General features: G+C 59.8%; 12 protein-coding genes. 11 read left to right on the forward strand and 1 reads right to left on the reverse strand.

What is annotated here, in order from left to right; all coding sequences use genetic code 11:
• Positions 1-220: 220 nt before the first annotated feature.
• Positions 221-934: an SDR family oxidoreductase gene (bdcA, locus tag VZ068_RS06430; RefSeq protein WP_349657186.1), complete on the reverse strand. Its 714-nt coding sequence runs from the start codon at positions 932-934 to the stop codon at positions 221-223.
• Between the two features lie 70 nt (positions 935-1,004).
• On the opposite strand from bdcA, the gene VZ068_RS06435 reads away from it, so the two are divergent.
• The 11 genes from VZ068_RS06435 (at position 1,005) to VZ068_RS06485 (ending at position 15,626) form a co-directional block, all read left to right on the forward strand.
• Positions 1,005-1,595, forward strand: a complete 591-nt coding sequence (locus tag VZ068_RS06435; RefSeq protein ID WP_349657187.1) for a TetR/AcrR family transcriptional regulator — start codon at positions 1,005-1,007, stop codon at positions 1,593-1,595.
• A 506-nt stretch (positions 1,596-2,101) separates the two neighbouring features.
• Positions 2,102-3,019 (forward strand): hypothetical protein, encoded by a 918-nt coding sequence (locus VZ068_RS06440; protein WP_349657188.1) that lies wholly within the window; start codon positions 2,102-2,104, stop codon positions 3,017-3,019.
• Between the two features lie 56 nt (positions 3,020-3,075).
• Positions 3,076-4,023, forward strand: coding sequence for a hypothetical protein (locus VZ068_RS06445; RefSeq protein ID WP_349657189.1), 948 nt, complete (start codon positions 3,076-3,078; stop codon positions 4,021-4,023).
• A 20-nt stretch (positions 4,024-4,043) separates the two neighbouring features.
• Positions 4,044-5,708, forward strand: a complete 1,665-nt coding sequence (locus VZ068_RS06450; RefSeq protein WP_349657190.1) for an XVIPCD domain-containing protein — start codon at positions 4,044-4,046, stop codon at positions 5,706-5,708.
• Between the two features lie 84 nt (positions 5,709-5,792).
• Positions 5,793-6,368 carry a MarR family transcriptional regulator gene (locus VZ068_RS06455; protein WP_349657191.1) on the forward strand — a complete coding sequence of 192 codons (576 nt, stop codon included), beginning with the start codon at positions 5,793-5,795 and terminating at the stop codon, positions 6,366-6,368.
• On the forward strand, positions 6,358-7,044 hold the full coding sequence (locus VZ068_RS06460; protein WP_349657192.1) for a hypothetical protein: 687 nt from the start codon (positions 6,358-6,360) through the stop codon (positions 7,042-7,044). Before VZ068_RS06455 ends, VZ068_RS06460 begins: the two co-directional genes overlap by 11 nt.
• A 95-nt stretch (positions 7,045-7,139) precedes the next feature.
• On the forward strand, positions 7,140-7,403 hold the full coding sequence (locus VZ068_RS06465) for a YlcI/YnfO family protein (protein WP_349657193.1): 264 nt from the start codon (positions 7,140-7,142) through the stop codon (positions 7,401-7,403).
• A 6-nt stretch (positions 7,404-7,409) separates the two neighbouring features.
• Positions 7,410-7,718 (forward strand): type II toxin-antitoxin system RelE/ParE family toxin, encoded by a 309-nt coding sequence (locus tag VZ068_RS06470; RefSeq protein WP_229018607.1) that lies wholly within the window; start codon positions 7,410-7,412, stop codon positions 7,716-7,718.
• Positions 7,719-7,949: 231 nt separating this feature from the next.
• Positions 7,950-10,751 carry an SNF2-related protein gene (locus VZ068_RS06475; protein ID WP_349657194.1) on the forward strand — a complete coding sequence of 934 codons (2,802 nt, stop codon included), beginning with the start codon at positions 7,950-7,952 and terminating at the stop codon, positions 10,749-10,751.
• Positions 10,748-13,834, forward strand: coding sequence for a TrlF family AAA-like ATPase (locus VZ068_RS06480; protein ID WP_349657195.1), 3,087 nt, complete (start codon positions 10,748-10,750; stop codon positions 13,832-13,834). Before VZ068_RS06475 ends, VZ068_RS06480 begins: the two co-directional genes overlap by 4 nt.
• A gap of 25 nt (positions 13,835-13,859) precedes the next feature.
• Positions 13,860-15,626: an AIPR family protein gene (locus VZ068_RS06485; RefSeq protein ID WP_349657196.1), complete on the forward strand. Its 1,767-nt coding sequence runs from the start codon at positions 13,860-13,862 to the stop codon at positions 15,624-15,626.
• Positions 15,627-15,633: the final 7 nt, after the last annotated feature.

Below are 15,633 nucleotides of genomic sequence, written 5' to 3' on the forward strand. Positions count from 1 at the left end.
GCAACTTGGGTTCGGCGCGACAGCAAGGACCAGGCCTGCGATGACCCGTGCCATGCGCCGCATGGCATGGGAATGCGATCACGCGCTGCCGGCAGGAGATGCCGGTGAATCAAGATGCTTGGCGGTGCAACGTCAGCTCGCCATGTGTGTTGACGGAGGGCGTTTGCCGCCATCGGTCGCACGTGTCGAGCTGCAGTGCAATCAACGCAGCGCCGCCGCGTCATGCCCCAAATGCACCATCGATCGTATGCATCGCCCCGGTGACAAAGCCCGCTTCCGGGCCTGCCAGCCAGGCCACCATGCCGGCCACTTCGTCGGTGCGGCCGTGGCGCTTGATCGCCATGAAGCTGTGCATCAGGTCTTTCATTGGCCCGTTTTCCGGGTTGGCGTCGGTATCGATCGGGCCTGGTTGCACCACGTTGATGGTGATGCCACGCGGCCCGAAGTCGCGGGCCAGCCCGCGCGCCAGCCCTTGCAGCGCGGATTTGCTCAGCGCGTAGGACGCCATGCCGGGCAGCGGCATGCGGTCGCCGTTGACCGAGCCGATCACGATGATCCGCCCGCCGGGCGGCATCTGCCGCGCCGCCTCCACCGCGGCGTGGTAGGGCGCGTGCACGTTGATGCGAAACAGCCGGTCCACCGCGTCCGGATCCTGGTCCAGCGCATCGCCGAACAGCGCGATGCCCGAGTTGACCACCAGCACATCCAGCGGCCCGCTGCGGCGCACCGTGGCGATGACCGCATCGCGGTCGGCGCTGTCGGCCAGCACCGCGGTGCTGCCGGTGTCGCTGGCCAGGCGCTGCGCCGCTTCGGCAGAGCCGGCATAGGTAAACGTCACCCGTGCGCCCTCGGCCACGAAGCGCCGCACGATGGCGGCTCCAATTCCCCGGCTGCCACCAAGCACCAATACCGACTTGTCTTTGAACGCTGACATGCTTCACCTCGCAATTAATGTAGCGAGTAATACATAATAGATTTCGTCTGCCGTCAAGGATTTTGTAACAATGACTACAGAAAACTCCCGGGCCCGCGGCCGGCCGCGCGCATTCGACCCGGACCAAGCGGTCGCCACTGCGCAGCAGCTGTTTCATGCGCGCGGCTACGACGCACTGAGCGTGGCCGACCTCACCCAGGCGCTGGGCATCAACCCGCCCAGTTTCTACGCCGCCTTCGGCAGCAAGGCCGGCCTATATGCGCGCATCCTCGACCGCTACGCGCAGACCGGGGCCATCCCGTTGCCACAGATCCTGGACACCGCCCGCCCGCTGGCCGACGCCCTGGCCGACGTACTGGAGCAGGCCGCGCGCTGCTACGCCGCAGACCCCGCCGCCACCGGCTGCCTGGTGCTGGAAGGCACGCGCAGCAACGACGCGCAGGCGCGCGAGGCGGCCTGCGGCTTCCATGTCGCCGCCCAGGAGTTAATCCGCTCCCACATCGCGAAGCAGTGCCCGCATGACGCAGACCGGCTGGCGGATTTCGTCAGCACCACCATGGCCGGGCTGTCGGCCAGCGCCCGGCATGGGCAGAGCCTGGAGCGTCTGTTGGCGAGCGCGCGGCTGGCGGGGGAGGCGCTTCGGGTGGCGCTGCGCGGGTAGGCATGGCGCGGGTAGGCAAGGCGCGAGCGGGCAGAGGGCTTTCGATGGCGTGAGCGCACCTGCTCGCTAATCGAGGTGCGCTTGCCGCTACCCAGTACGGTCAATGGGCAGGTGGTACGAGACGATCGTGATCGGCCGTCGCTCAGGCGAAGTCGTTGTCGGATGATTGGTGCGGTAAATCAGGAATGGACGGGGCAGCGCGTGTGGGTCATCCATGTTCTAGGCTGGCTTTAACACAGGCACTTCGACCTCTTTGTGCAATGCTGGCGATCACATGGAGCCGCACGCAGCGTGTTGGTTGAACGTTCCGAACCATCCGAATTGCTGCTCACCCCGGACAGTCGCGCTGAGTCCATACCAGGTGACGTCTTTGCGGGATGCAGCGTCTATTTCGGGCCCGAAATGAGAGTGTCGCCGAACCATTTTCGTCTGCGATCAGTCACTTGACCGAGCCTGCTCATACGGCCACAGTCCGGGACGTTCGCCCTCTTCGTTCAAGGATGCCCGTGAAGAAGCTGACGCATTGCATTGTGGCGACCGCGCTGGTGCCCATCATGACGCTTGGGTGTGCACGGCTTTCGATGGAGCAGGCTGCTGCAAATCCCTCAAGCGCAGCACGCGAAGCAGCGTCTTTTCCTCAGGCGCCTGCTGCCACGCCTTCACCTTGGGTGTCCTTCAAACTGGAACGGCAGATGGGCGCCGTCTGTGTGGACCGTACGCAATCACAGGGCTCCTCGCCTGCGCCCCTGCTAAGGGACGGGTTTTGCAAAGGCCCGGCGCCTGCGCATATGGCGGCTGCATTGCGTGCCCTGCCTGCAAGTGCGGTTGACGCCTCGCTGCAAGCACGCGAAGCGAGCCTGCGCGACGCCGTGTACGTGGCCGCACCCGGCTTGGGACGGCGCGCTGACTTCACCGTGGTTGCGGGTGATCTGGCGATCCGTTCGTTTGAAAGTGCTGATCCCGAGAAAACGGTGTACCTGGTCTGGTCGGTGAAGTGCAGTGCGGACGAGGCGGGTCTTGCGTGCCAGTCAGGCAAAGGGCGGAAGGCGTATCGCGTCACCAAGGACGGCACCGCACGCGATGTCAGTGCAGCGGTGTTTCCGCCGGCGCCTGGCCTGACTGCAGAAGATATTGCCAGGCAAAACGATCACGGCGGCTCGGAGCTTTTTCTGTTCGACGACAAGCTGCCCTTGGCGCCGACAATGCGATGGTTGATGGAATTCGATCCCGACCAGCCGCTGGCCACCGATGACCCGAAGCGTGTCGGGTCTTACGCCCATTTTGGTTTTCTTCGGTGGACAGGCGAGCGCTTCGAGCTGGTAGAACGGGTCGCTAGAGCGCAGTGGCCGTGTCGCCAGCAACGCACAGGCGAACTGGCATGTGCGGATTATCCAGATGGTGAGGACCGTTTCGTTTCCCGGTAATGCACAGATTGCCAAGCCACGGCGCGCGGCATAAGGTGAGCTTCTCGTGTGCAGGCTTGAGCCAGGCTATCCAGACGGAGCAGAGCATGCAGCATCGCCATTTGAACGGACTGGTTGTGGGAACCTTGTTCATCGTCGCAGCTGGATGCGCCCAAGACAGCGCCCGCTCGGCACCCAGGCCCCATGCGACGTCAGCCCCCGCCGAGAATGCTTACCCGGCAGTGCCTTTGTCTTCTCCAAAACCTTGGAAGCGCTTCATGCTGGAGCAGGGCATGGGGGCAATCTGTTCAACCCGGTTGCAGCGAAGCGCTTCCGGTCGCAGCGCGCTGCTGCCTGTCGACGAATGCATCGGCCCTGCGCCGCGTCCGCTGGCCGAAGTCATTTTGTCGCTTCCATTGTCTGATCTGGAGGTTGCCCCCGAGGCACGTATGGAGGCCTTGAAGCATGCCGCGTATGTTGCTTCGCCCGGGCTGGGTGCGCGCGCGGATTTTACGGTGGCGACCGACGCTTTCTGGGTGCGCTCGTTCGAGTCGCGCGAACCAAGCAACACCGTTTACTTGGTTGGCGGTGCTACGTGCAGCGATCAGGCGCTGGACTGCAAGGATTCGGGGGGCGTCCGCGCGTTCCGGTTCGAAGGGAAAGGCCGGCTGGTGGATGTCAGTGGAGAAGTGTTGCCACCTGCGCCCACATTGTCCGAAGAGGAGATTCGGCGCTATCAAGCCTATGCGGAGCCGGTTCCCGTTCTGGATGTTTCGCGCCTGTGGCAAGTTCCCGTATTGCGCTGGGTCATCGAGTCGGATCCGGATGCGCCGCTTGCCGACGACCCGCGCTATTACAACGATTGGGCCTATCTACACTTCGGATTTCTGGTCTGGACCGGGCAGCGCTTTGAATTGATGGACAAGGTTGATCGCTCACGATGGCCGTGCAGGCCGGTGGCCGAAGGAAAGCCTGCCTGTTCCGACGCGCTGGACAGCAGGGGCGATCGCTTTGTAGCTCCTTAATTCATGCAGGGAGAGCACAGATGGCAAGGGTCATAGAGATCAGCATCAAAGCGCGTGCAGACGAGGTAGCTGCGTTGTTCAATGCCGACCGTCCCGCAGAGGCGGTTGCTTTGCTGGAACGGCACCGCCAAGGGCAGCCAGAGGTCGTACAAGAAAGCCTGGATCGCTATGTTGGCATCCAGGCCGAGCGCGGTATCGCCGCAGGCGCGGAGCTCTCGCAAGCACCGGGCGTTGCCGCAGCGCTACAACGGTTGCAAGGCATCCAAACTACTGCGCCGCGGTTTCCGTCCGAGGATGAAATGGCCGCACTCGCCAACGGCCAAAAGTACGACGTTTACGCAAGCATCGCGCAAATCCGTGGCAACGCGGCAGCGGATCAAGCGCTGGCAACGCCAGGGCAACGGGTGATCCTTGGGCTACGTCAAGAGAACTCCACGCTCGACGCCATGGAGGATTCGGCCCATCCCACCCAACGGCGGGCAGATAACCCGGCCACTGCGCGCGACGAGTCGCGTGGCGGTAGCGGCGTCTACAACGATCGTCTGGTCGTTCTTTGGAAGGATGCGGACGGCACCGCGCATGTGGTTGAGTCCAATCGCGCCAATACCGAGCCTACCGCGCAATACGACCACCATGCCGGCAATACGGGAGCCAGGCCGCTGGGCGAAGGCGGCCGCGAGAACCGGAGATTCGATCCATCTCCAGGATTTGAAAGCATTACGCGGCCCCGCAAGATCGAAGGCGACGATGTCAATGCTGATGGTGTGCGTGACCTTGGACGTCTGCACGAAGGCACGATCGAAATGCAGCGTGCGCAGCATCCCAATCCCTTGCTGGCCGGGACCATGGACAATGCACTGAGGCCGACCCAGGCCGCAGTCGCTGCAGGGCGCGGCATGGTGCAGCGGGACAGCAACGCCGATGGCTGGTTCGACCAGACCGATGTCAACGGCACGCAGGATCTCAACGACACGTTCAAGATCCATCGCGGATCACGTGGCAGTACGGATTCAGCCGGTTGCCAGACGATCCACGCGGACGACTACGACGCATTTTTGAATGCGGTTCAGGGCAACCCGGAGCAGACACGTTGGCAATACGTGCTGACCAGCACTACACCCGGGCCGGTGCGGGAGCAGCATCAGGACCAAGGGCGAGGGCGTGAAGGGGTACAGCCAGGGCAGGAGGAGCGGGAGCATCCGCCGGCCCAGCCACAGCGGCAGAACGGCGGGCCTGCAGCGCCTGTGCCTGGGAGGCCACGACAGGCAGACGCAGAAGACGCCCAACCCGCGCCTCATCCGTTGCACGCACAGGCCAGCACCTTGGTTGGCCGGTTGGACGCCAGCATGGGCCGCGCCAGCGATGCGCACAGCGAGCGGATGAGCGCCAGCCTGGCCCACCTGGCAAAGGAGCACGGGCTCGAACGCATCGACCACGTAATGCTGAGCAACCAAACTCCGCGTGCAGCAGCCGGTTCCACCGTGTTCGTGGTACAGGGCGAACCCAGCAACCCGGCCCATCTGCGCGCCAGCATGCCCACCGACGTGGCCGTCACTACGCCGGTGGAGCAATCGCTGGCAAAGCTGCAAGAGCTCGACGCGCGTACGTTGGCGCAAGCGCAGAGTCAGGCGCAGGAGAGAGGGGTAGTACAGGAAGAGGCGGTCAAGCCGCGAAGTATTGGGTGAGGTCGTCCGTTTCCACTGCCTGACTGTAGATCAAGGCTCGGGGTTCGCTTTCGAAAACGCCCGCTTGCAAAAATCAGTCGCTCGATGGATATTCCATATTCCGGAATATGGAATGAGGCGGGCTTGGCTGTGGAACTGAAGCCCCAGGATCTGGTGGTGCTGTACAAGCAGGTCGCGCAGGCGGGCCAGGTCTGGACGTATGCATCCCTTGGAGAAGCGCTGGGCATGAGCCCTTCTCAGGTGCATCGCAGCGTCAAGCGCGCGGTGGCGTCCGGCTTGGCGCTGGAAAAAAGTCGCGGCGAGTGGGAGACGGTGCGCACAGCGCTGCATGAATTTGCGGTCCACGGCGTGCGCTATGCCTTTCCTGCCGTCATCGGGCCGCTAAGGCGTGGCATTCCTACGGCCTTCGGTGTGCCCCCACTGTCCATTGCCATTTCCAGCTCCCCAGGGGATGCACCGGTATGGCCAAGCGCGCAGGGCACGGCCAAAGGCCCCAGCTTGTCGCCGTTGTCGACCGGTGTGCCCAACGCTGCGATGGCCGACCCTGCCTTGCACCAACTGCTGGCGCTGCAGGACGCGCTACGCAGCGGGCGTGCCCGCGAGCGCACGCTGGCAGCAAGCTATCTCAAACAATTGCTGAGGCTTGGCGATGCGCTCTAACGATCCTAACTTGCCGCATCTGCTTGTGATTGCGGATGCACTGGGCGAGCTTTGCGAACACATAGTCTTCCTTGGCGGGGCAGTCGTTGGCCTGCTGGTGTCGGATCCATTGGCGGAAAACGTCCGCGCCACCTATGACGTCGATGCGGTGGTCAATCTTGATTGGTCCCGGTTCCGCGGTATCGAGGCGCGTGTGGAGTCGCAGGGCTTTGCGCGCGAGATGCAGAGCGGCGTCGTCTGCCGCTGGGTACACCAAGCGTCGGGCGTCCTCTTCGACCTGATGCCGGTGGATGCCGGCGTGCTTGGCTTCTCCAATCGCTGGTACGCCCATGCTGTAGAGACGGCCCAAGTGGTGGCTTTGAGCGATCGCCTGTCCATCCGCTTGGTGACAGCGACAGCATTCGTGGCGACCAAACTCGAAGCCTTCGTTACCCGAGGCAACAGTGACTTCCTTTCCAGTCACGACCTGGAGGACGTCCTCAATGTCGTCGATGGCCGGGCCGAGCTGCTGGAAGAGCTTGCCGTGGAGCATGCAGATCTTCGGCATTGGGTTGCCGACGTGTTTGAGGAGCTAGTGGATAACCCGGCGTTTGTGAACGCGTTTCCGGGATTGGTCGCCGAACCGGAGCGCGCAAGCGTCGTGCTTCAGCGCCTACGCACCATTGCATCAGCGTAGCTTCGACATCGTCGGCTTAGGTCTGCAAAGAAAACCTTGAAGCACCGGCGTCCGATTGCGATGATGCATCGCAATTGCAACGCACTGGGTCCGCCATGAAATCCGCATCTCTTCCATCGCTCCGGGTAGACCCGGCGCTGCGCGAAGCGGCCGAGGCCGTGTTGCAGGAGGGTGAGACGCTTTCCAGCTTCGTCGAGCACTCCGTGCGTGCCCAGGTGCAGCAGAGGCAGCAGCAGGAAGCCTTCATTGCCCGTGGGCTGGCTTCGCGTGAAAGTGCGAAGGCATCCAACCGGTACATCGACGCGAAGGATGTGCTGGCCGGGCTGCAGTCCCAACTGGACCAGGCGCGCAAGGGCTAAGCCAGCGTGGGATTTTCTGTCCGCTTCACTCAGCAGGCGCGCGAGGATCTCGCGCGCCTTTACGACTGGCTGCTACAGCGTGCCGAAGGCGACTTCACCGTGGCCGAGCGCGCGCTGCAGGCCATCCGCGATGGCGTCACCGTGCTTGAACTGGCCCCGTTGAGCTGCCGCAAGGCGGGGCTGGCGGACCCGTTCTTGCGCGAGCTGGTGATCGGCTTCGGTGCCAGCGGTTATGTACTGCTGTTTGAGGTGGAAAGCGATCAGGTCGTCACCGTTTTGGCAGTCAGGCATCAGCGTGAAGACGACTATCATTAAGCACGGCGTTAGCGCCAACGTCGTGCCACAGGGGCAGTAGATGGCCAATATCAGCAGGCGCCGCAGCTGCTAGCGTGTGTGCTCGTTGTTCTGTGCTCTAAAAGGTTGCGAGGGAAATGCACATCATAAGTTGCCAAATTGAATGGATGAGTTTGCTTGGAACATAATCTTACGCCTCACCAATCCAAGTATTTTGCATGGCTACTTACGCGTCGTGCAGCGGGCGACTCCGTGGAATCACTAGCCTCAACGCTGGTTGACTCGCAGGTTGATCTCAATCCACATCAGGTTGATGCCGCGCTTTTCGCTTGCCGTAATCCCCTTTCGCGCGGTGTGCTCCTCGCTGACGAAGTGGGGCTTGGTAAGACCATTGAAGCCGGGTTGGTCATCTCGCAGCGTTGGGCTGAGCGACGCCGTAAGATTCTCATTGTTGTCCCGGCCAACCTGCGCAAGCAGTGGCACCAGGAGTTACAGGACAAGTTCGGCCTGCAAGGATTGATTCTCGAAGCCAAGAGCTACAACGCGATCCGCAAGCAGGATCGACAGAGCCCATTTCTGTTTGCCTCTGGTCCTGTCATTTGTTCCTACCAGTTCGCCAAGTCCAAAGCTGACGATGTCAAGAGTATTGACTGGGACTTGGTCGTCCTCGACGAAGCGCATCGCCTGCGTAACGTCTACAAGACCAGCAACGTCATTGCAAAGGCCCTCAAGGAGGCGTTGTCGCAAGTTCACTCCAAGGTGCTTCTGACCGCTACCCCATTGCAGAACTCATTGCTCGAACTCTATGGGCTGGTCAGCTTCATTGATGACCGCGTGTTCGGAGACCTCGACAGCTTTCGCTCGCAATTTACTGGCCGGGAACAGGCCTTTAATGGTCTGCGTGACCGACTGGCTCCCATCTGCAAGCGCACTCTGCGCAAACAGATTCAGCCTTATGTGTCGTATACGGCGCGCAAGGCCATCATCCAGGAGTTCACGCCGTCAAGCGAAGAGAAAGAACTGTCCAGACTCGTCGCTGATTACTTGCGTCGCCCTAATCTGAAGGCCATGCCTGAGGGACAGCGCCAGCTGATTTCACTGGTGCTATGGAAGTTGCTCGCGTCTAGTTCGCACGCGATCGCAGGCGCATTGGAGACGATGGCCAAGCGGCTTCAGGGAGTGCTGGAAGAGACTGCCGAGCATCCTGATTTGGCCGAAGAACTGGACGAGGACTACGAATCGCTGGACGAAACGGCTGATGAGTGGAGCGTCCAAGAATCCACTTCTACGGTATCGAACGGCTCAGAGCGGAATGCCATCGCGCAGGAAATCGAAGAGCTCCGCCACTTCAAGGCGCTGGCAACCAACATCCGCGACAACGCCAAGGGCAAGGCGCTGCTCATCGCGCTGGATCGCGCTTTCGCTGAACTGGATCGGCTGGGCGCGTCCCGGAAGGCCATCATCTTCACCGAGTCCAAGCGCACGCAGGGATACCTCCTCAGCTTGCTGGCTCACACGCCATACGGCGACGATATCGTGCTGTTCAATGGCACCAATAACGACCAGCGTGCGCAGGCGATCTTCAAGGACTGGCTGAAGCGCCACGAAGGTACTGATCGCATCACCGGCTCCAAGACTGCCGACACCCGCGCGGCCCTGGTAGAACACTTCAGAGAGCGCGGCAAGGTCATGATTGCCACCGAGGCTGGAGCTGAGGGCATCAACCTCCAGTTTTGCTCGCTCGTCATAAACTATGACCTGCCCTGGAATCCGCAGCGTATCGAACAACGCATTGGTCGGTGTCATCGTTACGGGCAGAAGTTCGATGTGGTGGTTGTGAACTTCGTCGATCTCACCAACGAGGCAGATAAGCGCGTCTACGAATTGCTGGCGCAGAAATTCCAGCTTTTTGAGGGCGTGTTTGGCGCCAGCGACGAAGTGTTAGGTGCCATCGGTTCGGGCATTGATTTCGAGCGGCGCATTGCTGAGATCTACCAGAACTGCCGAGAACCCGATGAAATTAAGTCTAGCTTCGAGCAACTCCAGCTCGACCTCTCCGGCGAGATCAACGAGGCGATGGTGAAGACGCGCCAGGTCTTGCTTGAGAACTTTGATGAAGAGGTGCAGGAGAAGCTGCGCATGCGGGCCGACGATAGTAGCGACGCGCGTAACCGTTACGAGCGGATGCTGATGGACGTGACCCGTGCCGAGCTGGTCCATTGCGCCGCGTTCGATGACGACGGCTTCGATCTCCGACAAGTACCGACTGGAATCGAGCACAGCTACCTCGCAGACATCGAGCTGGGTCGCTACGAATTGCCCCGCCGCTCCGGCGATGCGCACCTATACCGCATTAGTCATCCGCTGGCGCGCTGGGCTATCGAGCAGGCCAAGGTGCGGGCACTGGAAGGGGCTCGTCTCGTCTTCGACTACAACGCTTACGGTTCAAAGATCAGCACCCTTGAAGCGTATCGCGGCAAGGCTGGATGGCTCACTGTGAAGCTTATCTCGGTCGAGGCACTCGGCAACCAGGAGCAACATCTGTTGGTTGCTGCGGGCACGACCGACGGCGTCCTGCTAGCGGAAGACGACCCAGAGAAACTGCTGCGCCTTCCCGCAATCACGCAGACAGCCAGTCTGTTCAACAGCGAGGCGGACTCTGCGCTCTGGTCCAGCGTTGAGATCCGTAAAGCCGAGTTGCTGCGGGAGATCAATCAGCGCAATCTCGGCTACTTTGAGCAGGAAGTACAAAAACTAGATGCGTGGGCGGATGACCTGAAGCTGGGCCTTGAGCAGGAAATCAAAGAAATTGACCGGCAAATCAAGGATGTGCGCAGCACGGCCGCCATCGCGCCGACATTGGAAGAAAAGCTGTCGTGGCAGAGGAGACAGCGAGAACTTGAAGGCAAGCGAGGTAAGCTGCGCCGCGATCTTTTCTCCCGACAGGACGAAGTAGAAGCTCAGCGCGACGATCTCATCAATCAGTTGGAACTGCAGCTTCAGCAGCAAGTGGAGGAGCACATGCTTTTCACCATTGAGTGGGAACTGAAATGATGACAAAACGAGAGCTTTCCCGGGGCGCAGTTTGGAGGCAGTGGGACCTGCACGTCCATACGCCCGCTTCGTTCCATTGGTCGGGAGAGAGGTTCGAAAGCGACCTATCCTCTGCGGTGAGCAAGAAGCTGGTCGATGAAATGATCGAAGCCATGAACAAGGCAGAACCTGCTGTGTTCGCAATTATGGACTACTGGACATTTGACGGCTGGTTCGCGCTGAAGCAACGACTCTCTGAAGGGGACGCGCCAAAGCTCACAAAAAAGGTTTTTCCCGGGATTGAGTTGCGACTGTCAGCGCCAACCGAAAAGCGGCTGAACGCGCACGTCATATTCTCAGACGAAATCGCCGATCAACATCTGAAGGATTTTCTTTCCAATCTCAAGATCGAGCGCCTTGATCGTTCCGTATCCAAGGACGCACTTGTTGATCTCGCTCGCTCGACTGCCGCCGATATGCTGGCGAAGAAGGGACATAAGAGGGAAATTGTCGAGAGCGACTACGCTGATGCGCTGTTGGCTGGCTACAAGTTGGCTGAAGTAAAGACAGAGAGCTACAAACGCGCGATTGCAAGCGTTCCGAACGAGTTCGCGATTGGGTTCATGCCCTACGACACTAGTGACGGGCTTATTGAGGTGAAGTGGGAACAGCACTACTCCTACTTCATCGGACTATTTGAATCGTCACCCATCTTCGAATCCAGGAATCTGGAGCTGAGAACAGCTTTCTTGTGTGAGAAAACATCGACCAACCATGCTTGGATCGACAATTTCAAGCATGGGTTGAAGGGTATCCCCAGGCTCGTAGTGGCTGGCAGCGATGCTCATTGCTTTGTTGGCGCAGCCGGAAATGAAGACAAGCGGGGCTACGGCGACTTTCCGTCTGGCAAGAAAACGTGGATTAAGGCTGACCCAACGTTCCATGGTCTCAAGCAAGCCATTCTTGAGCCGGGAAAACGCTCCTTCATTGGTGACAAGCCGCCCAAGGTTCAAGAAGTCGAGTCCAACAAGACCTTCTACATCGAGTCTATCGAGGTCAGCAAAATAGGGGACAAGGCCGGCGTCGGGCGGTGGTTGCACGGCTGCGACATCCCGCTGAACCTGGATCTTGTCGCCGTCATTGGGAACAAGGGAAGCGGCAAGAGCGCTTTGGCGGATGTCATCGCGACGCTCGGCAACTCCAAGCAGTCCAAGCACTTCAGCTTCTTGAAGAAGGATCGCTTCTGGGGCAAGACCGGGGAACCAGCACGCCACTTCACCGGAACGCTGACCTGGCGAGACGAAAGCACCGAGTCCAGGCCGTTGAACGAGTCGCCTTCGGAGGAGAAGGCCGAGCTTGTTCGCTACATCCCGCAGGGCTATTTCGAAGAGCTTTGCAATGAACACGTATCGGGTAAGTCGAACGCATTTGAGAAGGAACTGAGGTCAGTGATCTTCTCCCATGCGAGCGAAGAAATGAGGCTTGGCGCGCTCGACTTCGATCAGTTGACCGAGCAGCAGGAGCAGTCGCTCAGGAACCGATTGGGCGAATACCGTAAGGAACTGGCATCGACCAATGCATCCATCGTTCGCATTGAGGAGCAGCTTCAACCCATTGAGCTGAAGAAACTCACCGATCTGCTCCTGCTGAAAGGCAAGCAGATCGAGGAACACGACAAGCTGAAGCCTGCGGAGGTCGCGGCACCTACCGAAGCAATGAGCCTCGAGCAAAAGCAAGCGGCTGAAGGCTTGGCGGTAGCAAATCAACAGGTGGAGGCCGCTAGAAAGCGCAGCCAGGAGATCGCTGGCGAGACTACGGAAATCGCCAAACGTCAGAAGGCCATAGGGAATATTCGCGAGCAGTTGAGATTGCTGCAACGTTCTTTTGATCAAGCCGAAAAGGTCGTCTCCGACGATCTCAAATTTCTCGGCTTCGCTTGGTCCGATCTTGCTGCCATCGACATCAAGACGGCCATCCTGGACGAGAAATCGACTGAGTTGGTGACGAAGCAAGGCCAGATAAAGACCGAGGCTGAAAAGCTGGCGGAAGGCCTCGATGCTGTCACCGCCACCCAGCAAGGTTTTACCGCCAAGTTGAACGCACCGCAACAGCAATATGAGGCCTACCAGCGCCAGCTTGAAGAATGGAACGCGAAGCGCGACGAACTCGTCGGCTCAATCACCGAGCCTGAGACCAAGGTCGGATTGGAAACCAGGATTGAGCAGATCAAGGAGCTTCCGCAGCAGTTCAAGGATTTGGAAGCGAGGCGTTTGCAGTTGTCCGGGGAGATCTTCGACACGCTCGATGCACAGCGGCGCGCGCGCGCGGAGCTTTTCAAGCCAGTGCAGAACTTGATTCAAAAGAATGTCCTGATACGCGAGGACTACCGACTTCAGTTCCAGGCAACGCTGGCGGCATCCGCCGATGCTATCGCTGACCAATTGTTTGCTCTGATCAAGCAGACCTCGGGCGATTTTCGCGGGCAGGACGAAGCGCTGGCGACCGTTAGAGGGTTGTTCGATGGCCATGAACTGAACACCAAAGATGGGGCGATAGCCTTCATTGCTTCTTTGCAAGAGAAGGTCTTAGCGGCAGCGAAGGCCGCCGGTTCAGACGCCGGAATATTCAGCGTGCTGAAGAAGGGGCAGTTGGCCTCCGCCGTCTATGACCTGATCTTTGGCTTGAACTTCCTTGAGCCTCGCTACTCGCTGCTCTTCCAGGATACGCAGATCGAGCAGCTATCCCCTGGCCAACGTGGCGCGCTCTTGCTGATCTTCTACTTGCTGGTTGACAACGGGAAGAACCCCATCATTCTCGATCAGCCGGAAGAGAATCTCGACAATGAGACTGTGTTCCGTCTGCTAGTGCCCGTTCTCTCCGAAGCCAAAAAGCAGCGGCAGATCATCATGGTCACGCACAATCCTAACTTGGCGGTTGTTTGCGATGCAGAGCAGATCATCCATGCGAAGTTCGACCGGGCATTAGACTCCACCATCAGCTATGAATCGGGAGCCATTGAGAACACGAGGTTGAACGAAGTCGTCGTGACCATACTGGAAGGTACGAAACCCGCGTTTGAGAACCGGTACGGGAAATACCATTGATATGGCGGCGCTCAATCCTCACTACATGACCATCCTGAAGCAGGTGCTCGCTGCCCGCTTCGTGCCGTTCCTGCCCCCGTTACTCGGCAAGGCCAAGCCCACGGATGAGGCGGCAAAGCAGCTTTCGCGCGCCTTCAGCGCCTTCGTCCTTCACAAGTTGCTCGACATTACGCCGCAGGCGGCTGCCGCTTCGGTCGTTGACGACTTCAACGACAAAGGTATCGATGCGATCCACTATCACTCGCCGTCGGAGACGCTATACCTGTTGCAAACCAAGCTGAAGGAATCCGATCAGTTCAAACAGGAGGACGCATTGCCCTTTTGCGAGGGTATTCGCTTATTGCTCAAACAGGACTTCGCCGCGTTCAACGGCAATGTCCAGAATCGGAAGGCCGATATCGAGGGCGCGCTCGATGCGTGCTGCCACATCAAGCTGGTCGTGCCTTACACCGGCGATGGTGTGTCGCAAACGGCGCGCGATGCTTTGCAGGCGCTGCTTGACGACGAAGACTTCGATGAGGAGCGACTGGTCAAGCAGGTGGAGTACTACACTGCAGCCGAGATTACCCGCGACCTGCTGGCGGAGCAGGCCTATCAACCCGTGCATGCAGATGTCACGTTGCAGAAGCATGCGAAAGTCGAGGTACCGCGGACAACGTATTACGGCATCGCGCGGCTAGCGGATTTGGTGATCCTGCATCAGACGCACGGCAAAGCCCTGTACGAGCGCAACATCCGCTACTTTCTCGGTAGCAGCAAATCCGATGTCAACAAGGCCATCAAATCGACCTTGCATGACTGTCCCGCGGACTTCTTCTATTTGAATAACGGTGTCACTGCGGTCTGCGACCTGATCGAACCGAAGGCCAACAAGAACGGCACCAAGAAGTTCAAGGTGCGGGGCCTGTCCATCATCAACGGCGCACAGACCGTGGCGTCGGCTGCCGAGTTCGTGCACCAGCATCCGGGCAGGAGCATTGATGACGCCAAGGTGATGCTTACTTTGATCAAGGCATCGGCAGACGGCCAGTTTGGGAAGAGCGTTACCAAGGCTCGCAACCACCAGAATCCTGTTCAAACCGCGAACTTCGCGTCGCTTGACGAGAACCAGGAACGGCTACGGCAGGAGATCGCCCACCTAGGCTTCGATTACCACTATCGTCCCGAGGCCCTCGCAACCGGCGCCAACGCCATCACGCTCGATGAGGCGCTGCGGGCGCTGGCCTCGCAACAGAACGACCCACGCTACGCTGTTTGGCTCAAGACCGAACCGGCGCGGCTCGCCAACCCCGACTCTGTCGAATACCAGGGGCTGTTCACCGCTACCCTGCCGGGTGCGTCCTTAGTCAATGCAGTCCTGTGCCACCGCGAGATTCGCACCCTAGTAGTGGACTACGAGCAGAATGCCCCAGTGCGTAGTCAGGAGCGCCTGATCTATCGGCACGGCATTCACGTCATAACGACAGTCATGATCAAACGCCTGCGCAACTGCATTAGCGCAGCAGTGGTTATTGACCCGGCGACGATTCCGGCCCTGATCAGCCAGCCGCTCGATCAACTCCGACAGCAGAGTTTCGACCTCGGCCAGCAATGGCTCAATCTCGAGGGGCCGCTGGCTTATTTCCGAAACCAGGGCAATGTCGCGGCCTTCCTGGCCGACCTCATGGAAACACACTTTGCGTTGGGTGCCGATCCGGCCATAGCGCCACTACGCAATATTCAGAATGCAGCGGACGCGTATCCGCGCAAGCGCCTGATCGACTACTTGTCGAGCCGCGCGCTACAACTATGAGAGCGAT

It is taken from the genome of Xanthomonas sp. 10-10 (assembly GCF_040182365.1).
Lineage (GTDB): Bacteria > Pseudomonadota > Gammaproteobacteria > Xanthomonadales > Xanthomonadaceae > Xanthomonas > Xanthomonas arboricola_F.